Origin of the sequence: Aminobacter ciceronei (genome assembly GCF_014138625.1) — a bacterium.
Taxonomy (GTDB): Bacteria; Pseudomonadota; Alphaproteobacteria; order Rhizobiales; family Rhizobiaceae; genus Aminobacter; species Aminobacter ciceronei.
In genome coordinates this window covers 32667-54533 of sequence record NZ_JACJHY010000036.1, presented here as the reverse complement: position 1 = coordinate 54533, position 21867 = coordinate 32667, and the positions used below count along the sequence as shown (strand labels likewise).

Annotated in this window: 20 protein-coding genes; 10 read left to right on the top strand and 10 right to left on the bottom strand. The window is 65.1% G+C overall.

Annotated elements, in window-relative coordinates; genetic code table 11:
• Nucleotide 1 precedes the first annotated feature (1 nt).
• The 9 genes from HNQ95_RS27905 (at nt 2) to HNQ95_RS27865 (ending at nt 10694) form a co-directional block, all read left to right on the top strand.
• Entirely contained in the window at nt 2-1636 is a 1635-nt protein-coding gene (locus tag HNQ95_RS27905; RefSeq protein WP_067956232.1) for an ABC transporter ATP-binding protein, read from the top strand.
• A 1-nt stretch (nt 1637) separates the two neighbouring features.
• Nucleotides 1638-2222, top strand: a complete 585-nt coding sequence (locus tag HNQ95_RS27900) for a chromate transporter (RefSeq protein WP_182575688.1) — start codon at nt 1638-1640, stop codon at nt 2220-2222.
• Between the two features lie 3 nt (nt 2223-2225).
• Nucleotides 2226-2771, top strand: coding sequence for a chromate transporter (locus HNQ95_RS27895; RefSeq protein ID WP_067956234.1), 546 nt, complete (start codon nt 2226-2228; stop codon nt 2769-2771).
• A 125-nt stretch (nt 2772-2896) separates the two neighbouring features.
• The gene (locus HNQ95_RS27890) at nt 2897-4795 is read left to right on the top strand and encodes a sigma-54-dependent Fis family transcriptional regulator (RefSeq protein WP_154387017.1); all 1899 of its coding nucleotides are present in this window, start codon (nt 2897-2899) and stop codon (nt 4793-4795) included.
• A 303-nt stretch (nt 4796-5098) separates the two neighbouring features.
• The gene (locus HNQ95_RS27885) at nt 5099-6901 is read left to right on the top strand and encodes an NAD(P)/FAD-dependent oxidoreductase (RefSeq protein WP_182575689.1); all 1803 of its coding nucleotides are present in this window, start codon (nt 5099-5101) and stop codon (nt 6899-6901) included.
• Between the two features lie 137 nt (nt 6902-7038).
• Complete coding sequence (locus HNQ95_RS27880) at nt 7039-8004, top strand: helix-turn-helix domain-containing protein (protein WP_154387015.1); 966 nt, start codon at nt 7039-7041, stop codon at nt 8002-8004.
• A gap of 88 nt (nt 8005-8092) precedes the next feature.
• Nucleotides 8093-8497 carry a GFA family protein gene (locus HNQ95_RS27875; RefSeq protein WP_067965970.1) on the top strand — a complete coding sequence of 135 codons (405 nt, stop codon included), beginning with the start codon at nt 8093-8095 and terminating at the stop codon, nt 8495-8497.
• Between the two features lie 172 nt (nt 8498-8669).
• Nucleotides 8670-10187, top strand: coding sequence for an aldehyde dehydrogenase (gene adh, locus HNQ95_RS27870; RefSeq protein WP_067956238.1), 1518 nt, complete (start codon nt 8670-8672; stop codon nt 10185-10187).
• Nucleotides 10188-10340: 153 nt separating this feature from the next.
• A complete protein-coding gene (locus HNQ95_RS27865) occupies nt 10341-10694 on the top strand; it encodes a DUF779 domain-containing protein (protein ID WP_067956239.1) in 354 nt (117 codons plus the stop codon).
• 207 nt (nt 10695-10901) lie between these two features.
• On the opposite strand, the gene HNQ95_RS27860 is transcribed toward HNQ95_RS27865, so the two are convergent.
• From HNQ95_RS27860 to HNQ95_RS27815, 10 genes are all read right to left on the bottom strand, one after another.
• Nucleotides 10902-12392 (bottom strand): sulfatase family protein, encoded by a 1491-nt coding sequence (locus HNQ95_RS27860; RefSeq protein WP_154387013.1) that lies wholly within the window; start codon nt 12390-12392, stop codon nt 10902-10904.
• A 69-nt stretch (nt 12393-12461) separates the two neighbouring features.
• Nucleotides 12462-13436, bottom strand: a complete 975-nt coding sequence (locus HNQ95_RS27855) for an aliphatic sulfonate ABC transporter substrate-binding protein (protein ID WP_371746551.1) — start codon at nt 13434-13436, stop codon at nt 12462-12464.
• A 31-nt stretch (nt 13437-13467) separates the two neighbouring features.
• The gene (locus HNQ95_RS27850; protein ID WP_067956241.1) at nt 13468-14265 is read right to left on the bottom strand and encodes an ABC transporter ATP-binding protein; all 798 of its coding nucleotides are present in this window, start codon (nt 14263-14265) and stop codon (nt 13468-13470) included.
• Nucleotides 14262-14957 carry an ABC transporter permease gene (locus tag HNQ95_RS27845; RefSeq protein ID WP_371818650.1) on the bottom strand — a complete coding sequence of 232 codons (696 nt, stop codon included), beginning with the start codon at nt 14955-14957 and terminating at the stop codon, nt 14262-14264. Before HNQ95_RS27845 ends, HNQ95_RS27850 begins: the two co-directional genes overlap by 4 nt.
• A 110-nt stretch (nt 14958-15067) precedes the next feature.
• A complete protein-coding gene (locus tag HNQ95_RS27840) occupies nt 15068-16195 on the bottom strand; it encodes an ROK family transcriptional regulator (RefSeq protein WP_067956247.1) in 1128 nt (375 codons plus the stop codon).
• Nucleotides 16196-16376: 181 nt separating this feature from the next.
• Nucleotides 16377-17180: a sulfite exporter TauE/SafE family protein gene (locus tag HNQ95_RS27835; protein WP_182575690.1), complete on the bottom strand. Its 804-nt coding sequence runs from the start codon at nt 17178-17180 to the stop codon at nt 16377-16379.
• A 98-nt stretch (nt 17181-17278) separates the two neighbouring features.
• Nucleotides 17279-18223, bottom strand: coding sequence for a sugar ABC transporter substrate-binding protein (locus HNQ95_RS27830; RefSeq protein WP_182575691.1), 945 nt, complete (start codon nt 18221-18223; stop codon nt 17279-17281).
• A 302-nt stretch (nt 18224-18525) separates the two neighbouring features.
• Nucleotides 18526-19176, bottom strand: a complete 651-nt coding sequence (locus HNQ95_RS27825; protein WP_067965975.1) for a GntR family transcriptional regulator — start codon at nt 19174-19176, stop codon at nt 18526-18528.
• An 81-nt stretch (nt 19177-19257) separates the two neighbouring features.
• Nucleotides 19258-20193, bottom strand: a complete 936-nt coding sequence (locus HNQ95_RS27820) for a 2-hydroxyacid dehydrogenase (RefSeq protein ID WP_182575692.1) — start codon at nt 20191-20193, stop codon at nt 19258-19260.
• Nucleotides 20194-20293: 100 nt separating this feature from the next.
• On the bottom strand, nt 20294-20698 hold the full coding sequence (locus HNQ95_RS27815) for a VOC family protein (protein ID WP_182575693.1): 405 nt from the start codon (nt 20696-20698) through the stop codon (nt 20294-20296).
• 212 nt (nt 20699-20910) lie between these two features.
• Here HNQ95_RS27815 and HNQ95_RS27810 point away from each other — a divergent pair, with 212 nt between their 5' ends.
• Nucleotides 20911-21867: an alpha/beta hydrolase gene (locus tag HNQ95_RS27810; RefSeq protein WP_067956255.1), complete on the top strand. Its 957-nt coding sequence runs from the start codon at nt 20911-20913 to the stop codon at nt 21865-21867.

The window sequence follows — 21867 nt, the reverse complement described above, 5'->3', positions numbered from 1 at the left end:
AATGCCCGACACGAGACTTCTCAAGGTGCAGAACCTCAGCATCCAGTTCCCGACGCGCAAGGGCATCGTGCATGCCGTCAACGACGTCAGCTGGACTGTCGACAGGGGCGAAACGCTGGCCATCCTCGGTGAGAGCGGTTCCGGCAAGAGTGTCAGCGCCTCTGCGGTGATGAACCTCGTCGACACGCCGCCGGCGGTGATCTCGTCCGGGCAGATCCTGTTCCGTGGCCAGGACCTGCTGAAGGCCTCTGCCGAGGACCGGCGCCTGGTCAACGGCAAGAGCATCTCGATGATCTTCCAGGACCCGCTCGCCGCGCTCAACCCGGTCTACCCGATCGGCTGGCAGATCGCCGAGACGATGCGCGTGCACGGCATCGACGCCGACACGGCGCGGCGACGCGCCATCGACCTGCTCGGCCGCGTCGGCATATCGGATCCGGAGCGGCGCGCGCGCGACTATCCGCACCAGTTCTCGGGCGGTCAGCGCCAACGCATCATGATCGCCTCGGCGATCGCGCTGCAGCCCGACCTTCTAATCGCCGACGAGCCGACAAGCGCGCTCGACGTCACCGTGCAGGCGCAGGTGCTGGACCTGATGAAGGAGCTGCAGCGTGACAGCGGCATGGGCATGGTGATCATCACCCATGATCTCGGCGTCGTCGAAAAGGTCGCCGACAAGGTCGTGGTCATGCAGGGCGGGCGCATCGTCGAAGCAGGACCTGTGGCCAAGGTACTATCGCAGCCGAGCCATCCCTATACCCAGCGCCTGCTCGACGCGGTACCGGGGCGCCATGGCTTCAGCGTCAACGAGGCAGCCGAGGCGGGACCGACGCCGCTGCTCGAGGTGCGCAATGTCTCCAAGGTCTATTTCGGCCGCCCCAAGCTGTTTTCCAGCGCGCCGCAGCCACAGGTCAAGGCGGTCGACGACGCGAGCTTCAAGCTGTCGCGCGGTGCGACGCTTGGCATCGTCGGCGAATCCGGCTCCGGCAAGTCGACGCTGGCGCGCATGCTGCTCGGGCTCGACACACCCACGGCGGGATCGATCGACTTCGACGGCAAGGATCTGCTCAAGCTGTCGGCCGCCGAGACCTTCAAGGTCCGGCGGCGCGTGCAATTCGTGTTCCAGGACCCGACCGCTTCGCTCAATCCGCGCATGACCATTCAGCAGATCGTGTCGGAACCGTGGGCGATCCATGCGGGCGTGCTGCCGAGGCAGCAATGGCGTGAGCGTGTCGCCGAACTGCTCGAGAAGGTCGGGTTGCTGCCGGACCATGCCGAGCGCTACCCGCACCAGTTCTCCGGCGGCCAACGGCAGCGCATCGCCATCGCCCGCTCACTGGCGCTGCAGCCGGAGTTGATCGTCTGCGACGAGGCGGTGTCGGCGCTCGACGTCTCGATCCAGGCGCAGATCATCGACCTGCTCAAGGAACTGCGCCGCGACATGGGGCTGTCCTACATCTTCATTGCCCACGATCTCGCGCTGGTCCGCGACTTCGCCACCTCGGTCATCGTCATGTACCAGGGCAAGATCGTCGAGCAGGGCCCGACCGAGCAGGTCTACGGCAAGCCGCAGCACGATTACACCAGGCGACTTTTGGCGGCGAGCGAAGTGCAGCCGGGCGCGCTGGCGGCCTGAGATGACGTCGATTCCCGATCCGGTTGTAGAGCCGCAGCTGTTGAACGCAATGCGGCCTGCCCCAGGCCTGGGCGCGCTGTTCCTCGCCTGCCTGAAGATCGGGCTGCTGAGCTTCGGCGGCGGTTTGTCAGATTGGCTCTACCAGGAGTTCGTCTTGCGCAACCGCTGGATCAGCGACGAGGATTTCGCCAGCTCGCTCGCGATCTCGCAGATGCTGCCCGGTGCCAATGTCGTCAACCTGGTCATCTGCATGGGCGACGATTTACGCGGCCTTGCTGGCAGCATCGCCTGTGTGCTCGGCTTCCTCGTCGGCCCGTTCTTTGCCGTGATCGCATTGAGCGCAGTGTTCGACTCCCTGCCCGATGTGACCATGCTGGAGGCGGCGTCGAATGGCGTGGCCTATGCCGCGTTGGGGCTTTTGCTGGTGATCTGCCTGAAGGGTGTCCAGCGCGCCATGAAGTTTCCACCGAGCTTGGTCGTGATTGCCGTCGTCGCCATCGCCGTCGGGCTGATGAAGCTGCCGCTGATCCCCGTCGTCCTTGTCGTGGCACCGATCAGCGTCGCCCTTGCCTGGCGTCCGAGCTGATCAATGCGCGACGACGACCTTGTCACCCTGATCGCCGTTTTCGTGCCGTTTTCGCTGCTGTCGATCGGCGGCGGCTCGGCGATCATCGCCGGTATCCAGCACGAATCCGTCGCGGTGCACAGCTGGATCAGCAGCCGTGAGTTCATCGACCTGTTTGCCATCTCCCGCGCTGCACCCGGACCGGGCACTATGCTTGCGACGCTTATCGGCTGGAAGGTCGCCGGCTGGTGGGGAGCGCTGGCCGCGACCATGGCCCTGTTCGTGCCGTCTTCGCTGCTCTGCTACGGCGTCATCAAGGTGTCCAATGCCCACAAGGCAAAGCGGTGGCACAAGGCGATGCGCGAGGGCCTCGCCCCCGTCGGGGTGGGGCTGATCATTGCGGGCGTCATGGCCATTTTCCAGCTCGCTGGCGGCGGTCTGCTTGCAGCCGGGATCGCCGTGGCCTCGGCCGCACTGCTGCTCTGGATGCCGCGCTGTCCCACCGTCGGCGTGCTTGTCGCCGGGGCGGGGACGATGCTGCTGTGGGCCCAGTTCGGAGCTACGGGCTGACAAGGCTGGAGGCGTGTGCCCCCTGCTGCATCGGTTGCGTCCTTTACATTACCAACATGCCATGCAGTCATGTGGCATCAGGAGGAAATGGGAGGCGGGGCGTTGGGAGGCGTGCTGCAGTGCCGATGTTTTCGCATTCCGACCATATTCGCGAGATCGAAAGCGTCAGCCTCGGTGCCTCGACCGGGCGTGACGAGCAAGTGGTCAAGTCGTGGCTGCGCTGCATCGAGCAGCATCGTCTCGACCCTACCCAGGCGTGCGAGGCCTATATCCTGCCCGATGGCGAATTGCGCGCGCATCGCCAGCAGTCCGAGGAACTGATCGCCATTGCCCGCTCGGGCCTCGAAAACCTGTTCCGGCAGGTGGCGGGCCAGAACTATGTTCTGCTGCTGTCCGACCGCAAGGGCGTGACGGTCGAGTTTCTGGGCGACCCGCTGTTCGACAACAATCTCCGCAAGGCCGGCCTGTATCTCGGCTCCGAGTGGTCGGAGGCGCGCGCCGGAACCTGCGCCGTCGGCGCCTGCCTGGAGGCGGGTGAGGCCCTGACGATCCACCAGACCGACCATTTCGACAACACGCACACGCCGCTGTCCTGCACCGCCGCGCCGGTCTACGATACCAGTGGCGATCTTGCCGCCGTGCTCGACATCTCCCTGTTGAGCTCGCCGATCCGCAAGACCAGCCAGAACCTCGCGCTGCATCTGGTCGCCGCCACCGTGCGCCGCATCGAGCTGGCCAATCTGATGGCCCAGACCCGGGACGAATGGGTGCTGCGCTTTGCCCGCTCGCCAGAGTTCCTCGACGTCGACCCGGAGGCGGCGATTTCCATCGATGGCTCGGGCCGCATCATCGGCATGACCCATGGCGGCGCCAAGATACTGGCGCGCTCTGTCGGACTCGACTGGCGCCAACCGGATGGGCTGATCGGTCAGCCGATCGCGCGATTCTTCGACATGGAGATCGACGACCTGCCGGATCTCACCCGGCGGCGGCCGACTCAGGATCGCCTGGTCTTCGCCCGCGACGGCAACGCGCTGTTTGCCCACGCCATCGAGCCGCACCACAAGGTGCAGGCGCCGGTGCTGGCGCGCGAGCAGATTCCGGTGTCGCTGCGTGGCCTGAGCGGCGGCGATCCGCAGATGGCGACTCTCCAGGCAAAGGCGGCGAAGCTGGCTGGCAAGCCGCTGCCGATCCTGCTCCAGGGCGAAACCGGCACCGGCAAGGAATATCTGGCCAAGGCCATCCATGACGGTGCTGCCGTCAAGGGCAAGTTCGTCGCCATCAACTGCGCCGCGATCCCGGAGCAACTGATCGAAAGCGAGTTGTTCGGCCACCTGCCGGGCGCCTTCACCGGTGCTTCCGCCAAGGGGCGCAAGGGCCTGATAGAGGAGGCCGACGGTGGCACACTGTTCCTCGACGAGATCGGCGACATGCCGCTTTCACTGCAGAGCCGTTTCCTGCGAGTCCTGGCCGAACGGGAGGTGCTGCCGGTGGGCGCTGCGCGGCCAAGACCAGTGAACCTCAGGGTCATCTCGGCCTCGCACCGAGACCTCGGCTTGCTGGTGCGGGAGGGACGCTTCCGCGAGGATCTTTACTACCGCCTGAATGCGGCGACACTTTCGATCCCGCCGCTGCGCGAGCGCCGCGACTTCGACTGGCTGCTCGAGACGGTCGTAGCCCGCCACCGACCGGTCGGCGAGCGACTTGCAGTCTCGCCGGCGGCACTCCTGGCGTTGCGCGCCCATGGCTGGCCGGGCAACATCCGTGAGCTCGACAATGTGATCGCCGTTGCTGCAGCGCTTTGCCAGGACGGCGTGATCGAACCCGGCGACCTGCCGGAGACGCTGACGTCGGCGGCAGCGGTCGCCGTGCGGCTCGATGACGCCAGTGCCGGACCGGCGGCGCTGAAAGCGATGCTCGGGGCCTGCGGCTGGAACATTTCCGAGACCGCCCGCCGCATGGGCGTCGACCGCTCCACCATCCACCGCCAGATCAAGCGCTACGGCCTGACCGCGCTCAACTGAGCTGTTGCAGCTTGCCGCTGCAACAGCTGTGGCATGCGGCAGGCGCGGTGCAACAGGCCGCGCCTGCGTTTCCCCAGGAAATCAAGTCTTTTCCCGGCGCCGGCGACTTGGCACGGCGCTTGCTGTCCATGGATCGACTGGAATCGGAGGAAGCCATGTCGAACAGCCAGGGCCGCGACGGCCTGCTGAAAGCTGCGGAACAGCCGGAGACGAGAATCCGTCTCGCCGGCCGGACCGCCCGGGAAAGCGCGAGACCGCGCGCTCGCCATTTGAACAATCATCGGCAATTCGGAGGAAAACAACATGCTCGACGACAGCCCGCAGACCAAGATCGACAACATTCTCGCCAAGCTGGAAAAAGCGCTTGCCGGCGGCGACATCGAAGCGGCGGTGAACCTGTTCCAGGCAGACTGTTACTGGCGTGACCTGGTGACGTTTACCTGGAACCTCAAGACCATGGAGGGCCACGACCAGATCCGCGACATGTTGAAGAGCCAGCTGGCATCGATCAAGCCGGGGCGCTTCCGCCAGGACGAAAAGGAGCTTGCCAGCCAGAATGATGGCATCACCGACGGCTGGTTCGAGTTCGAGACTGCAGTGGCGCGCGGCTATGGCCATGTCAGGCTCAAGAACGGTCTCATCTGGACGCTGCTGACGACGATGAGTGAGCTGAAGGGTCACGAAGAGCCCAAGGGCCTTCTGCGTCCGATGGGTGCCGAACATGGCAGCGACGCCGGCCGCCGGACGTGGAAGGAAAAGCGCGAGGCGGAGGCCGCAGAGCTCGGCTTCTCCGAGCAGCCTTATGTCGTCATCATTGGCGGCGGCCAGGGCGGCATCGCGCTGGGCGCCCGACTGCGGCAGCTCGGCGTGCCCACCATCATCGTCGAACGCAACGAGCGGCCGGGCGACAGCTGGCGCAAGCGCTACAAGTCGCTCTGCCTGCACGATCCGGTCTGGTACGATCACCTGCCCTACATTCCGTTCCCCGAGAACTGGCCGGTCTTTGCGCCGAAGGACAAGATCGGCGACTGGCTGGAGATGTACACCAAGGTGATGGAGCTCAACTACTGGAGCTCGACCAGTTGCAAGTCCGCCAGCTATGACGAGGCCACGCGCGAGTGGACGGTCGTGGTCGAGCGCGACGGACGGGAGATCGTGCTGAAGCCGAAGCAGCTGGTGCTGGCGACGGGGATGTCGGGCAAGGCGAATGTTCCCAAGTTCAAGGGGCAGGACGTCTTCAAGGGCGAGCAGCAGCATTCCTCCCAGCATCCGGGGCCCGATGCCTACCGGGGCAAGAAGGTTGTCGTTGTCGGCTCCAACAACTCGGCGCACGACATCTGCGCGGCCCTCTGGGAGGGTGGCGCCGACGTCACCATGCTGCAGCGGTCCTCGACCCACATCGTCAAGTCGGACTCGCTGATGGAGATCGGGCTCGGCGATCTCTATTCCGAGCGCGCGGTCGCTGCCGGCATGACGACACGTAAGGCGGACCTGATCTTCGCCTCGTTGCCCTACCGTATCATGCACGAGTTCCAGGTGCCGATTTACAACAAGATCCGCGAGAAGGACGCCGCCTTCTACGAGCGGCTGGAGAAGGCCGGCTTCATGCTCGACTTCGGAGACGACGAGTCCGGCCTGTTCATGAAGTACCTCCGGCGCGGCTCCGGCTACTACATCGACGTCGGCGCCTGCGAGCTGGTTGCCGATGGCCGGATCAAGCTGGTCAGCGGTGTCGGCGTCGAGAAGCTGACGGAGACCTCGATCGTGCTCGAAGACGGGCGCGAGCTGGAAGCCGACCTCATCGTCTATGCCACCGGCTATGGCTCGATGAACGGCTGGGCCGCCGACCTGATCAGCCAGGACGTCGCCGACAAGGTCGGCAAGTGCTGGGGACTTGGCTCGAGCACGACCAAGGATCCCGGGCCGTGGGAAGGCGAACAGCGCAACATGTGGAAGCCGACCCGGCAGGACGCGCTGTGGTTCCATGGCGGCAACCTGCACCAGTCCAGGCATTATTCGCAGTATCTGTCGCTGCAGCTCAAGGCGCGCAAGGAAGGGATCGCAACCGACATCTACGGGTTGCAGGAGGTCCATCACAAGTCCTGATGTCAAACCACGCGGCCGGCGGGCGTTGGCTCCGCCGGCCGGCATCCGCATACGTCTAAGGGCTACTTGACCCGATTTCGGAAGCAGGCAACGACTATGCGGTACGGGAAGAGGTGCAGACGCCGCCGGAGGAGAGGATGAGAGGCACCGCAGTCACCGAGCATGCCGACAAGGTGCAGGCTGCCCTGAAGTCGAGCGAGGCCGCGCGTTCGGCACTGGTCGCGTCCTGGCAGCGATCGTCGCATCACCATCTCGATCCGACCCATCGCAGCCCGCCCAAACGCTTGACCGAATCCGAGCTCGTGTTCGCCCGGCAGCGCATCGAGCCGCTCATCGCGGTCGCCCAGGCCAGCCTCGACCGGCTCTACCTCGCCGTCGGCGGGGTCGGCTGCTGCGTGCTCCTGGCGGATCGCGACGGCGTGCCGGTCGAGCGCCGCGGTGCGCTGGCCGATGACGAGACCTTCCATGACTGGGGACTGTGGACCGGCACGGTGTGGAGCGAGGAGAGCGAGGGCACCAATGGCATTGGTACCTGCCTTGTCGAGCAGCGACCGCTGACAATCCATCGCGGCCAGCATTTTCTGACGCGCAACACGGCTTTGTCCTGTACGACCACGCCGATCTTCGACCACGAAGGCAAGCTGGCCGCGGCGCTCGACGTCTCGTCCTGCCGTGCCGACCTGACCGAGGGCTTTGTCAACCTCATCGCGCTGGCGGTGGGGGACGCCGCCCGGCGCATCGAAGCCGACAATTTCCGGCTCGCCTTCCCCGATGCCCGCATCATGCTGGCGCCGGTGGCCGAACGCAGCGCCGGCGCCCTGCTTGCCATCGATGCCGACGATCTCGTCATCGGCGCGACGCGCAGCGCCAGGCTGGCGCTCGGGCTGACCGCCGAAAGCTTTGCCAAACCCATGCCGGCAGCCGACCTGCTGGGCGGCAGCGTGGTGGCGGAGCGAGAATTGCGCGAGGCCGAGCGGGCCGTGCTGCAGCGCGCGCTGGCCCGCGCCGGCGGCAATGTCGCGCTTGCCGCGCGTATGCTCGGCATCAGCCGCGCGACCTTGCATCGCAAGATGAACCGGCTCGATCTCCACCGCGCCACCTGACGAAATCAACGGATGCTGACAAGTCTCCTGACATCAAGATGGCAGGAGCCGGGTGGTATGTCGCGGCCAGTTCATCGAGGAGGACGTCGTGATCAAGACTTACCGGGGCAGCTGTCATTGCGGCAAGGTGCATTTCGAGGCTGACATGGATCTCGCGGCAGGGACTGCGCGCTGCAATTGTTCGATCTGCTCCAAGCGGCGCTCGTGGAACGCGCTGGTCAAGCCGGCACAGTTTCGCCTGCTGTCGGGCGAGGACGCCATGACCGACTACGGCTTCGGCACCATGCAGGGGCATCATCTGTTCTGTTCGACATGCGGCTGCGCGCCGTTCAGCCAAGGTCATGTCGAGGCGATCGGCGGCGACTTCGTTGCCATCCAGATCGGATGTCTCGACGACGTCGATCCGAACGAGCTTGCAGCGGCGCCCGTCAACTATGGCAATGGCCGCGACAATAGGTGGTGGGAACCGCCTGCGATCACCTCCTACATCTGAGGTCCCGGCACCGCCTTTCGGCCGGCTGCCAGTGCGTTTGGCAGATGTGTCGCAGAACTGCGACACATCGCGACGGGCCCCGCTTGCAGCCCGGCTGACAACTGTCGAAGTCCCGGCAAGTCTGCCTCCCGACGCGCCGCATGCCGCGGCGCTGCTTCTCGGGAGGAAGAGCATGAACAAGGTGGAATTCTCGCGTACCGCCAAGGTGCCGTTTGCCAAGCGTTATGACAACTATATCGGCGGTGCCTGGGTAGCGCCGAAGGCCGGCCGCTATTTCGAAAACATCTCGCCTGTCACAGGCCGGCCGCTCGGCGAGGTTGCCCGCTCCGATGCGGCCGACATCGAGGCGGCACTCGACGCCGCCCACAAGGCCAAGGACGCCTGGGGCAAGACAGCACCTGCGACCCGCGCGCTGATCCTCAATCGCATCGCCGATCGTATGGAGGAAAACCTCGACCTTCTGGCGCTGGCCGAGACCTGGGACAATGGCAAGCCGATCCGCGAGACGACCGTCGCCGACGTGCCGCTTGCCATCGACCATTTCCGCTACTTCGCCGGCGCGCTGCGCGGCCAGGAAGGCAGCCTGTCGCAGATCGACGACGACACTGTCGCCTATCACTTCCACGAGCCGCTCGGCGTCGTCGGCCAGATCATTCCGTGGAACTTCCCACTGCTGATGGCCTGCTGGAAGCTGGCACCGGCGCTCGCTGCCGGCAACTGCGTGGTGCTGAAGCCGGCTGAGCAGACGCCCGCCACCATCATGCTGTGGGCCGACCTGATCGGCGACCTGTTGCCCGAGGGCGTGCTGAACATCGTCAACGGCTTCGGCCTCGAGGCCGGCAAACCGCTGGCGTCGAGCCCGCGCATCGCCAAGATCGCCTTCACCGGGGAAACGACGACCGGCCGGCTGATCATGCAATATGCCTCGCAGAACCTGATCCCGGTGACGCTTGAACTTGGCGGCAAGTCGCCCAACATCTTCTTCCAGGACGTGACAGCGGAAGACGACGACTTCTTCGACAAGGCGATCGAAGGCTTCGTCATGTTCGCGCTCAACCAGGGCGAGGTCTGCACCTGCCCGAGCCGCGCGCTGGTGCATGAGAAGATCTACGATAGGTTCATGGAGCGGGCGCTGAAGCGCGTCGAGGCGATCGTCCAGGGCGACCCGCTCGACCCGGCGACGATGATCGGCGCCCAGGCTTCGTCGGAGCAGCTGGAGAAGATCCTGTCCTACATGGACATCGGCCGCCAGGAAGGCGCCGAGCTGCTGGCCGGCGGTGAACGCGCCAACCTGCCGGGCGACCTTGCCGGCGGCTATTACGTCAAGCCGACCGTGTTCAGGGGCCACAACAAGATGCGCATCTTCCAGGAGGAGATTTTCGGGCCGGTTGTCTCGGTCACCACCTTCAAGGACGATGATGACGCGCTGTCGATTGCCAACGATACGCTCTATGGCCTCGGCGCCGGAATCTGGAGCCGCGACGCCAACCGGCTCTACCGCTTCGGCCGCGCCATTCAGGCCGGCCGCGTCTGGACCAACTGCTACCACGCCTATCCGGCGCACGCTGCCTTCGGCGGTTACAAGCAGTCGGGCATCGGCCGCGAGACGCACAAGATGATGCTCGACCACTACCAGCAGACCAAGAACATGCTGGTCAGCTACAGCCCGAAGAAGCTCGGGTTTTTCTGAGCCTCTTCCTTCTCCCCGCTTGCGGGGAGAAGGTGCCCGAAAGGGGCGGATGAGGGGCGGCTCGAACCAGCAATGTCTGCGCTGCCCCTCACCTGCCTGCCGGCATCCTCTCCCCGTGAACGGGGAGAGGAAAGCTAACCCGGAACTCCGCCCATGCCCTCGCATCCTCCCCTCGACAAGGTCTCCGCCACGGTCGAAGCAGTCGCCCTGCTCGACGAGATCATCGCCGACCATGGGCCGGTGCTGTTCCACCAGTCCGGCGGCTGTTGCGACGGCTCGTCGCCGATGTGCTATCCGCGCTCCGACTTCATCGTCGGCGACAACGACGTGCGGCTGGGCACCATCGGCGAAACGCCTGTCTACATCAGCGCCTCCCAATACGAGGCCTGGAAACACACCGACCTGATCATCGACGTCGTGCCGGGGCGCGGCGGCATGTTCTCGCTCGACAACGGCCGCGAGAAGCGTTTTCTGACGCGCTCGACGGTGTGCGCCCGACCGGCCTGACAGCGCTCAGCCTGCTCATCGCATAGTGCCTGGTGCGCCGCAGAAGACAGCCGGACAAGCCGTCGCGGAAACGGAACGATTTGCCCGGCGGGGTCCGTGCCGTCGTTAGCGAGGTTCCGCTTTTCTTCGAACCGCGGAACCTCTCTATCTTCCTGCTTTTGCGCAATTCCGGACGGAAAACCGCTGCACACTTTTCCTGGAATTGCGCTAGCGCGTCGTTGCCGTCCGCGCCTTCGGGCCGGGATGGCGCTCTTCCAGCTTGTCCGCGTGATGGGCGCGGCCGGTGGCCCTCAGGCGTTCGAGATAGGCCGGCAACTCGCCCTTGCAGTGATAGGGACCGCCCTCGCGCAGGACGGTTACCAGCGGGTCGACGTCGGTCTCGCTGCGGGCAAGCGTGGCCGAACGCCAGTCCTCCAGGAGCTTGCTCGCATGGGCGACGATGTCGGGCCGCTCGACGGCGAGGTCGTGCTGCTCGTGCGGGTCGTAGGTCAGGTTGTAGAGCTCGATCGGTTCGAGGTCCTTGTAGCCGTCGTGGTAGGTGCGCAGCATCAGCCAGTCGGCATCCTCGCTGCGGAAACGCACGCCACGCTGCACCGCCCATGCGCCCTGCGACAGCACCAGAAAGTCGCGGCCACCCTGTTCACCCGCTGCCAGAGCAGGCGCGAAGGACTTGCCGTCCCAGACCTCGGGCACCTTACCGCCGAGCTTGTCGATCAGGGTCGCTGCCCAGTCGAAGTGATAGTGCAGGCCCTCGTTGACGCCGCGCATGTCGGCGACACCGGGCCAGCGCATGACCAGCGGCACGTTGCAGGTGTATTCGTCCGCGGTCTGGTGGTCGGCCCAGACGTTGAGTTCACCCATGTTCTCGCCATGGTCGGCACCGATGACGATGATGGTGTCGTCGAACAGGCCGAGGTCCTTCAGCGTGGCGACCAGCATGCCGACATGGTCGTCAGCATATCTGACGCCAGTGTCGTAGCCGTCGAACCAGGCCTTGGCCTTTGCGAGGTCATCGATGGGGACGGGCATGCGAGGGTAGCCGGAGGGATCGGCGTCATAGCCGCGCGGCTCCATCGGGCTGTGTGGGCCATAGCCTTTCATCTGCTCGGCAAGGACCTCGCGCGTCATCCATGACGGGATCGGATCGTCCCTGAACGGGTCGCCGAAGCTTTCAGGTACGCGGTAGGGGGTGTGCGGATCCCAGACATTGACATGCAGGAACCATTTCCTGGACTTGCCGTTGCGGCGCAGCCAGTCGACGGCCACCGGGACGACGTCGTCGGCATTCTCCATGCCACCCTGGCCGGGATTGAACATCTCGTTGAAGCCGGCATACCAATGCCAGCAGCCATGGCGCTCGCCGAAGGACGAGATCGTGGCGGTGTGGTAGCCGAGGTCGCGCAGCGCCTTCATCCAGCCTTCCTCGTAGAAGGTGCCGGCCCAGGCGCGCTCAGCACCCTCCCGAAAAGGTTCGCAGGCGGTGCCGCCATGACCGACGACGCCCGTCCGCAACCCGTGCCGGCCACTCCAGAGAGCGGTGCGCGACGGATGGCAGGGCACGTCGGAGACATAGACGTTCTCGAAGCGGATGCCGTCTGCCGCCAGAGCGTCGATCGCAGGCGAGGTGTTGCGGTGGTAGCCGTAGCAGCCGAGATGGTCGCGGCGGAGACTGTCGATGTCGATGTAGAGAACGTTCATGGGGTCACGCTTGGATGGGAGAGGTCGGGAAAGGCCCCGCCGCCAAAGCGGCGAGGCAAGCAGGCTCGATCAGCCGGCGTAGAGATCGCCGAGATAGTAGTCCTTCGGATCGAGCGGGTCCTTCAGCTTGCCGAAAGCGACAAACTGCTCGTTGAGGCCCTTGAGCCAGCCGGCGACGGTGCCGTCCTTGGTGGCGGCGGCAAGTTCGGCACTGGTCAGGTACTTGCCGTTCTTGCTCTCGGTTACCAGCGGGTCTGCCGGAACGCCGAGGAATTTGGCGGTGATATCGACCGAGCGCGGAACGTCGGCGGCACGGAAGTCGTTGGCGTCCTTGAGCACGGCGATCATCTTCCGGACCGTGTCCTGATCTTCCGCTGCAACCTCGTTACGGGCGACGAAGGCCGAGGGGAAGGAATTGGCGGGAAAGAAATCGGCACTCTGGGCGACCTCGACCAGGTCGGGCACGGTCTTCTTGATGACGCCGACAAGCGGGTACCAGATGCCGGCACCGTCGATCTGCTTGGAGGCGAAGGCCGAGACCACGGTGCTCGGGTCCATCTTGACCACCTCGACGTCGGAGAGCTGCATGCCTGCCTTGGCGAGCGCGAGGCGCAGCAGCATGTCGCCGGATGTGCCCTCGGGCACGCCGACCTTCTTGCCCTTGAGGTCGGCCATCGAGTTGAAACCGGCCTGGGCGATGACGCGATCGGACAGGCCAAGCGCGTTCATGGCGACGATCTTGGCTTTGCCAGAGGCGGGCAGCCACAAGGCGCCGGGACCGACATAACCGAAGTCGAGGCTGCCGGCGCCGAGCGCCTGGACCTGGATAGGACCGTTGGTGAACACCTTGAGTTCCGGTTCGAGGCCATGTTTGGCCCACAGGCCCTGGTCGCTGGCAACGGCTGTCAGGCTGGTGCCGAAATAGTCGGCGATGTAGCCGACGCGCACCGGCTTGGCCTGTGCGCGGGCCGGACTGCCGAGCGACAACACTGCGGGTGCGGCCAGCGCGCTTCCGGTTGCGGCGAGAAAGCCGCGCCTGGTCAGTTTGATCTTCATTGTAGTCCTCCCTTTGGTGTCAGGCCTCGACCTGCGGCTTCTGGTGGTAGACCGAGTGCCAGACCTGGTTGCGTATCTCGGTGAATTCCTTGGACAGGCGCACATCCTCGTTGCGCTCGGCCGGCAGGTTGACCGGTATGATCTTGTGCAGGCGCCCGGGCCGGGCGGCCATGACGATGACGCGGTTGGCGAGATAGACCGCCTCGTCGACGTCATGGGTGATGAAGAAGACGGTGCGGCGCTCGCGGCTCCAGGTGTCGAGCAACTGGTCCTGCATGTGCACCCGGGTCAGCGCGTCGAGCGCGCCGAACGGCTCGTCCATCAAAAGCATCGTCGGGTCGACGGCATAGGCGCGGGCAATCGCGCAGCGCTGCTTCATGCCGCCCGACAGAGTCTTGGGCAGCGCGTCGGCGAAATCGCGGAGCCCGACCAGCCCGATGAAATGGTCGGAGATGCGGCGCCGCTCCGACGCCGGCAGGCCCTTGATGCGCAGTCCGAACTCGACGTTCTGGCGCACCGTCAGCCACGGGAACAGGGCGTATTGCTGGAAGATGACGCCCCGTTCCGGCCCCGGGCCGCTGACCGGCCTGCCGTCGACGAGAACCTTGCCGTCGGAGACGTCCATCAGGCCGGCGGCGATGTTCATCGCCGTCGACTTGCCGCAGCCGGACGGGCCGACGACGGTGACGAACTCGCCGTCGGCGATGTCGAGGTTGAGCCGGTCAAGCGCCAGGAACGACTTGTCGCCTTCGCCGAAGCGGCGGCTGACATTTTGGAAGGAAAGTTTGGGCTGGAAGGAAAGCTTGGGCTGGCTCATTGGGCGCGCTCCTGCCAACTGGTGAGGCGGCGTTCGGTCGCCTGAAGCAGGCGATCCATCAGCAGGCCGAGCACGCCGATGGTGATCAGGCTGACGAAGATGGTCGGCAGGTCGTAATAGAGCTGGGCCTGCTGCATCCGGAAGCCGAGGCCCGACTGCGCCGCGATCAGCTCGGCCGCGACGACAGTTGCCCAGGCCGATCCCAGGCCGATGCGGACGCCGACGAGGATGAAGGGGGTCGACGCCGGGATGACGACCCGCGGGAATATGACCCTGTCGCTGGCACCGAGCACGCGGGCTGCGTTGATCAAAGTGCGGTCGACGCTGATGACTCCCTGATAGGTGGCGACGACGCAGGACAGGAACGAGGCAAGGAAGATGACGAAGATCTTGGGGGCCTCGTCGATGCCCATGGTGACGATGGCGAGCGGGATAACCGCCAGCGGCGGGATCATGCGGAAGAACTGGACGTAAGGTTCGATCAGCGCGCGGGCGATCTTGTACCAGCCCATCAGGAAGCCGACCGGGATGGCGAGTGCTGCGCCGAGCAGGAAGCCTGTGAGCACGCGCTTAAGGCTGGAGAAGATGTCGAGCGCGAGCTGGCCGTTGGCGGCGAGTTCGATGGCGCGGACGAACACTTCCTGCGGCCCGGGCAGGACAACCAGCTTGGCTGCCGTGATCGCCCACCAGATGGCGAGGCCGACGAGGAAGGCGAGGGCGTTGAGAGCGAGGCCGGGGAGGTGTGGTCCGACGCGCGAAAGAAGCGTGCCAGTGGAGGCCGCGACGGTCGACGAGGCGGCGCTCAATGGAGTGCTCCCGAATAGAAGAACTGGTCGAGTGCAACGGCCGCGCCGCCGATGGCGCCGGACTGCGCTCCGAACGTGGCGCGGCGGATGCTCAATATGTCGCGCATATGCGGCATGATGCGGAGCGGCAGGTCCCGTTCCAGCCGCTCGAACAGTGATTGCGGCGCGTCGCCGAGATGACCGCCGAAGACGATCAGGTCGGGGCTCAATATGTTGACGGCGCTGGCGAGCGCGGTGGTGAGGTGGCGAACGACGACGTCCCAGGCGGCGGTGTTCTGCTCGACCCTGGCGAGCAGGTTGTCGGGCGCCGCGCCCTTGAGGCCGGCGGCGTCCATCAAAGCGCGCTCGCAGACGAAGGTTTCGAGGCAGCCGACATTGCCGCAGGCACAGCGCTTGCCCTCGGCCACGATCTGGATGTGGCCGAGTTCGACCGCACCATGGCCGCCCGGCCTGAACGGCGCGCCATCGACCATCAATCCGGCGCCAAGGCCGGTGCGCAGGTAGATGTAGAGCAGGGCCGGCACATTCTTGCCGATGCCGTAGTGGCTTTCGGCCAGAGCCATGGCGCTGACATTGTGTTCGACCGTCGTCGGCAGTCGAAGCGCATCTTCGAGCTTGTCGGCGAGCGGCACGTTGCGCCAGCCGACATTGATCGAGGCGAGCGCCGTGCGGCGCGCCGGATCGACCGGGCCGGGCACGCCGATGCCGACGCCAAGCAGTCTGCTGGTCTCGACCTGCACTTCGGCGGCAAGCTCGGTGACAGTCCTCGACACCTGACCGACGATCTCGTCGGGATCGGCAGCCTCGGTGTCGAAGGCAAAGGCGGCGGTGGCCTTGGGGCGGGCGAGGAGATCGGTGATCGCCACCTGCACATTGCCGGCGCCGATATGGACGCCGGCGACGCTGCGGGCGTCGGGCGCCAGCTTCACCGCCTGGGCGGGGCGGCCGACCACGCCGTTGGGCAGGCTGGTGTCGCCTTCGAGGATCGAGCCATCACGCAGCAGGGCAGCCGTGACATGGGTCAGCGTCGTCGCCGACAGCTTCGACCGGCGCGACAGGTCGGCCCGCGACTGCGGTCCTTCATCCCTGAGGATGCGCAAGATATGGCCGTGATGAACACCCATCCGGTTCCTCCCATATTATTTTCTAAACTTTAGAAATTAATATGGGAGGAGTCAACAGATTCGGTTGGCGGAGCAAAGGATCGACATCCGAACCGACGAACGGCCAGAGTGTCCCGGCTGGCGAATGAGATCGGCGCGCTCCCCTGTTCGATAGCGAGCCCGAAGCGGTGCCGTGCTCCCGCTATGCCAGCAGCGACCAGGCGAACTGGGCCGAGACGGCGAGCAGGAAGACGCCGAAGGACACTTCGAGCGCGCGCTTGGAGGCAGCATGAGCCATACGCGCGCCAAGGGGGGCAGTGACGAGCGATATCGGCATGATCAGCGCCACGGCAAGCATGTTGACGTAGCCGAGCGAGAATTCGGGCAGGTCGGTCTTGTGCCAGCCGGCGACGATCAGACCGATGACGGCGGGGATGGAAATAAGCACGCCGACGCCAGACGAGGTCGCCACCGCCCGCTTGATCGGCTGGTTGTAGAGCATCATGAAGGTGTTGTTCATGATGCCGCCGCCGATGCCCATCAGCGTCGAGAGGAAGCCGATCAACAGGCCGTAGAGTGAACGCACCGGCTGGCCGGGCAGGTCCTGGGCGACGATCCAGCCCGGCTTGTTGATCAGCATCTTGACGCCGACCATGGTGGCGATCGCGGTGAAGATCCACTTCAGGCTGGCGCCGGAAATGACGGCTGCGACCGCCGAGGCGAGAATGGCGCCGATAGGCAATACGATTGCCCAGCTTTTGAGCAGCGGCATGTCGACCGCGCCATGCTTGCGGTGGGCCATGAAGGAGCGGATCGAGGTCGGCACGACGATGCCGAGCGAGGTCGCCACCGCCAGATGCATGCGGATGCTTTCATCGACGTCGAGCATGGCAAGCGCCTGCACCAGGACGGGGACGAGGATGGCGCCGCCGCCGATGCCGAACAGTCCGGCCAGAAGGCCGGCCACGGCGCCGGAGAGGACGAAGGCAATTGCAAGTGTCAACATCGCTTGATTTCTCTGGGCTGGTAAAGACGAGGGGAACCCGGGCCGGCCGGATTCCCCTTTGCTGATGTGTCAGGCTGAAGTGCCGCCGGACGTTGCGCTTACGGCTGGTAGTCGGCCGGGGCTATGATCTTGGAGAAGTCGTAGCCGGCGACCTTCTCCTTGGTGACGAGCAGGGCCGGCGCTTCGATGCGGCCGAGCACCTTGCCGCCTTCGATCGCGGCGATCGCCTCGCGGGCGGCGTCGCGGCCCATGGCCACCGCCGGCTGCAGCGAGGCGCAGGTCAGCTTGCCGTTTTCGAGGGCAGCGCGAGCGTCGTCGTTGAGATTCGAGGTCGAAACCCTGATCTTCTCTACGGACGCGCCGAGCTGGTTGATCGACTCGACGGCCATGGTGTCGGCGGCGGTGAAGATGCCGTGCATGTCGGGATGAGCCTTGGCCCATTCGACGGCGGCGACGCCCGCATCCTTGGTGCCGCCGGCCTTCTCGGCGACGATCTTGATGTCGGGGAAGTCGGCTTCCATGGTGTTCTTGAAGCCGGTGACGCGCAGCTTGGCCCAGATTTCGTCGGGTCCCGCAAACAGGCCGACCTCACCCTTGCCGCCGATGGCGCGGCCGAGGCAGATGCCCTGCAGGCGGCCCATGCCGATATTGTCGGCGCCGACGAATGAGGTCAGGCGGTCGGACTTCGGCGGCACCGACAGTGCGATAACAGGGATGCCCTTGTCGATGGCTTCCTCGACCGCCGGGCCGACGGCTGCGGCGTCGGCGGCGCCGATGATGATGGCGTCGACCTTCTTGTCGATGTAGCTGCGGATCTGCTCGATCTGGACCTCGGCCTTGTCCTTGGCGTCGCCCTTCAGCACCGTGTAGCCCTTTTCCTTTCCGGCGGTCTCGACGCCGTAGAGCCCGGCCTTCCAGAACGGCGAGCCGAAATAGGGGACCGTGACGCCGATCGTCTTCTCGGCCGCCATGGCCGGTGCCGACAGCATGCCTGTTGCCGCCATCGCCAGAGCCAAAGTCAAATACCGTGCATTCTTGCCCATGATTTCTCCTCCAGAATTCGGGTCTTGAATATCGCCGTTGCTCGATGTGCCGGCGGCTACAGGTACCTTGTAGTATGCAATGCGATTATCATGTATGCACAGATGAGTTTGAGAATGCAAATGATTTGATATGCACATCCGCATTCTTGTATACCTGCGTCCGCAAAAGCGTGCGGCTGCGCGGGCGGCGAGGCGTGAGTTGGCGGGAATGCAGGGTGTTGCTCGGTCAGCCCAAGGCGAGCGCAAGTGGCCCGGCCGGTGGCCAGGCAAGGTCAACTTCGGTGTCGGGATGATGCCTTGGGCTACTTGGCCGCTTCGGCGGCGAAGCGGCTCATCACACCGGCGCTGAGGCGGGCGTTGTGCTGGTAAAGGGCGGCGAAGGCAGCCGGACCGTCATTGGCGCGGATCGCGTCGACGACCTTCTGGTGCTCGTCGAGCGACTGCTGCAGTCGGATGTCGGCGGGACCGGCCTGATGCTGGCGGAAAGGGGCGAGGCGCACGCGCAGGTCGACCGCCATCGCGGTGATGGTGACGCTGTGGGCGCCACGGCAGATGGCGTCATGGAACTTGCGGTTGATGTCGCGGCAGCCCTCTATGTCCTTTTCGGCGGCGCAGGCCGCGTATTGGCGGTGCAGTTCATAAAGCTGCTCGCGCTCGAGCGCGCTCATGCGCTGGGCGGCGAGGCGGGCGCACAGGGCCTCGATCTCGCATTCGGCCTCCAGCATGTCGGCCATCTGTTCGGTGTCGATGCGGGCGACGACGCCGCCGCGGCGCGGATTCATCTCGATCAGGCCGCGGGCGCCGAGTTCGCGCAGGGCGTCACGCACCGGCGTTCTGGAGACGCCGAACTTCTCGGCGATGACCTTTTCTTCGAGCTTCTGGCCAGGAACCATCACGCCCTTGGCGATTTCCTCGGCGAGGGCCTGGTAGATCTGCGAGGCGATGGTGGTCATGCGTTCGGCTTTCCGGTTCTCACGGCAAATGGCGATCTGCCGCGAGGCAAATCCCAAATCGATTTAGTGACAGCCCGAGATTTATGCAAGCTGGGCTTTGAGTATACCGCCGTTGCGATGCGCGGCGAGGTTGTGGAGAAAAACGTCGATCTGTGCGTTTTCCGCCGCCGGTGAGCGTCCGGCCATGTGCGGTGTCAGCACGGCATTGTCGAGGTCGGCGAGGCCGGCGGGCAGCTCAGGCTCGCCTTCGAAGACGTCGAGGCCGGCGCCGGCAATTCGGCTTTCACGGAGGGCTTCGACCAGTGCCGCTGTGTCGACGACCATGCCGCGCGAGACATTGACCAGGAACCCGTCCGGCCCGAGTGCCGCGAGCATGCGGCGGTCGACGAGATGTCGCGTTGACGGCCCGCCGGGGCAGGCGATGACGAGGAAATCACTCATCGATGCAAGCATGATCGGGTCGGGCACGTGCTGCCAGTCGACATCGGTTACTGGATTGCGGGTGGTGTAGGCGACGCGCATGCCGAAGGCTTTGCCGCGCCTTGCCACGCCTTGGCCGATGTTGCCGAGGCCGATGATGCCGAGGGTTGCGCCCGACAGCGTCGGCCGGGCCGAGCGGATCGCGCCCCAGGCACCCTCTCGCAGGCGGCGGTCGCGCCGGCAGATGTCGCGCGAGATCCCCAGCATCAACGCGAGCGCATGGTCAGCGACAGTCTCCGTGTTGGTGTTCGGCGCGTGGGTGACGTGGATGCCGCGGCGCCTTGCGGCCTCGACGTCGACATTCTCGTAGCCCGCGCCATAGGCGGAAACCAGCTTTAGGTCCGGCAGCCTATCCATTTCGCCGTCGGACATGCCGGTGCTGCCGTTGGTGAGCACCGCCCAGACGCCGCTGAAATCGATCTCCGGTGATCCGCTGCCCAGTCCTGCGGGCAGCGTGATCACGTCGTAGGATTGGGACAGTCGCGACAGGCAGGTGTCGGAGACGGGGATCGTCACCGCGATCTTGGACTTGGCCATCTCGATTGCTCCATTCCGTTGTTGCCGCCGCCCAAGCCGGCGGCCGTGACATGGCCCGATGCCGGGGGTGCTAGTTGCCTCGGCATTGGTTCGGGCCAGGTCAGGCTGACTTGACGTTCTTGACCGCGCCCTTCCAGCCGTTCTCGGTGACGTCGAAAACGATGCCTTCGGGGGTCTTGTACTTCACTTCGTAAAAGACGTTGGGGTTCGATTCCTTGCGGCCGTTCATGTACGAACCGCCGGCAGCCTTCACCAGTTCGTCGGTCTCCTCGACCGAATCCACCCACATGCCGAAGTGGATGATGCCGTTGTAGTCCTTCTCGGTCTCGAAGCCCGGAACCGGCTCTTCGCCGAAGTTCAAAAGGGCGACGTTCATGACGCCGTCGGACATGTAAACGCCGCGCATCGCCTGACCGGCGCGGGTCATGCCGAAGGCCTTCTCGAAGAACTGGGCGGCCGCTTCCGGGTCGGACACGGCGATGGCGAGATGGCGCAACTTGGCCATAGGTTTTCCTTTCACAGGGTTTGACGGCGAGGCGGCAGCCGCCCCGCAACACAGACTCTCTTCATCTGTGTATTCAAATACTAATCTGTGTATGCAAATATGTTGTCAAGTGTGAAATTGACTGCTATCCAGCGACAAATGAGGGGGGTGGGTACACCGGAGTGGGTACGCCTGCTTGAGGGCCCCCTCTGCGAGGAGCAGGGACAGCGAAAATGCGATTTGCCGGACTTTCGCCTGATGAGCGGGCGCGACTGGATGCCATAGGCAGGGTCTGGAACGACGATCTCGGCGCGAGCCGTAAGGTGGTGCTCGACGTCTATCGTGACCATCACCAGGAAAAGGCCGCCAATGACGGCATCGTCGTCCACCGCGACCTGGCCTATGGCGCCGATCCCGCCCATCGCCTCGACGTCTTCGAAAGCAGCAGCCGTTGCGCGTCCGGGCGCGGCCGGCCGGTCGTCGTCTTTGTCCATGGCGGCGCGTTTACGCGCGGCTCGAAAAGCGTGGACGGCCTGATCTACGACAATGTGCTGCGCTGGTTCAGCCGCCAGGGCCTCGTCGGCGTCAATGTCGAGTACCGGCTGGCGCCCGGCGCGCAGTACCCCGAAGGCGCGCGCGACGTGGCGGCGGCGATCGACTGGATCGCCGCAAACATCGAGCGTTTCGGCGGCAATCCGCGCGCGATCCTGCTTGTTGGCCATTCCGCCGGCGGCTGCCATGTCGCCGGTTACCTCCACGACCCCAATGTCGGGCGGCTTCCGAGCCCCGACATCAGAGGGGCGGTGCTGATCAGCGCGCGGCTCAGGGCCGACAGCCTGCCCACCAATCCCAATGCCAACAACGTCCGCCAGTATTTCGGCGACGACGAGGCGGCCTACGACGCGCTGTCGCCGGTCATTCATGCGGGAACCAGTGCGCTGCCGGTGATGGTCGCCGTTGCCGAGTTCGAGAACCGCTACATCGACGCCTATGGCGCCGAGTTCGTCCAGCGGCATGCGATGCGCACCGGCAAGGCGCCGCGCTTCGTCCAGCTGAGCCGCCACAACCACACATCCATCGTCGCGCATTTCGATACGCACGAAGAGGAACTGGGACACGAGATCATGCGCTTCGCCATCGACGAATGCGGTCTCTTTCCCTGCGGATTGTCCTGTCAAAAGCGAAAGTGA

Excerpts from the sequence above, each read along its gene's own strand:
- HNQ95_RS27905 (WP_067956232.1), top strand. The coding sequence starts at position 2 with ATGCCCGACACGAGACTTCTCAAGGTGCAGAACCTCAGCATCCAGTTC.
- HNQ95_RS27900 (WP_182575688.1), top strand. The coding sequence starts at position 1,638 with ATGACGTCGATTCCCGATCCGGTTGTAGAGCCGCAGCTGTTGAACGCA.
- HNQ95_RS27895 (WP_067956234.1), top strand. The coding sequence starts at position 2,226 with ATGCGCGACGACGACCTTGTCACCCTGATCGCCGTTTTCGTGCCGTTT.
- HNQ95_RS27890 (WP_154387017.1), top strand. The coding sequence starts at position 2,897 with ATGTTTTCGCATTCCGACCATATTCGCGAGATCGAAAGCGTCAGCCTC.
- HNQ95_RS27885 (WP_182575689.1), top strand. The coding sequence starts at position 5,099 with ATGCTCGACGACAGCCCGCAGACCAAGATCGACAACATTCTCGCCAAG.
- HNQ95_RS27880 (WP_154387015.1), top strand. The coding sequence starts at position 7,039 with ATGAGAGGCACCGCAGTCACCGAGCATGCCGACAAGGTGCAGGCTGCC.
- adh (WP_067956238.1), top strand. The coding sequence starts at position 8,670 with ATGAACAAGGTGGAATTCTCGCGTACCGCCAAGGTGCCGTTTGCCAAG.
- HNQ95_RS27865 (WP_067956239.1), top strand. The coding sequence starts at position 10,341 with ATGCCCTCGCATCCTCCCCTCGACAAGGTCTCCGCCACGGTCGAAGCA.
- HNQ95_RS27860 (WP_154387013.1), bottom strand. The coding sequence starts at position 12,392 with ATGAACGTTCTCTACATCGACATCGACAGTCTCCGCCGCGACCATCTC.
- HNQ95_RS27850 (WP_067956241.1), bottom strand. The coding sequence starts at position 14,265 with ATGAGCCAGCCCAAGCTTTCCTTCCAGCCCAAACTTTCCTTCCAAAAT.
- HNQ95_RS27840 (WP_067956247.1), bottom strand. The coding sequence starts at position 16,195 with ATGGGTGTTCATCACGGCCATATCTTGCGCATCCTCAGGGATGAAGGA.
- HNQ95_RS27835 (WP_182575690.1), bottom strand. The coding sequence starts at position 17,180 with ATGTTGACACTTGCAATTGCCTTCGTCCTCTCCGGCGCCGTGGCCGGC.
- HNQ95_RS27830 (WP_182575691.1), bottom strand. The coding sequence starts at position 18,223 with ATGGGCAAGAATGCACGGTATTTGACTTTGGCTCTGGCGATGGCGGCA.
- HNQ95_RS27825 (WP_067965975.1), bottom strand. The coding sequence starts at position 19,176 with ATGACCACCATCGCCTCGCAGATCTACCAGGCCCTCGCCGAGGAAATC.
- HNQ95_RS27820 (WP_182575692.1), bottom strand. The coding sequence starts at position 20,193 with ATGGCCAAGTCCAAGATCGCGGTGACGATCCCCGTCTCCGACACCTGC.
- HNQ95_RS27815 (WP_182575693.1), bottom strand. The coding sequence starts at position 20,698 with ATGGCCAAGTTGCGCCATCTCGCCATCGCCGTGTCCGACCCGGAAGCG.
- HNQ95_RS27810 (WP_067956255.1), top strand. The coding sequence starts at position 20,911 with ATGCGATTTGCCGGACTTTCGCCTGATGAGCGGGCGCGACTGGATGCC.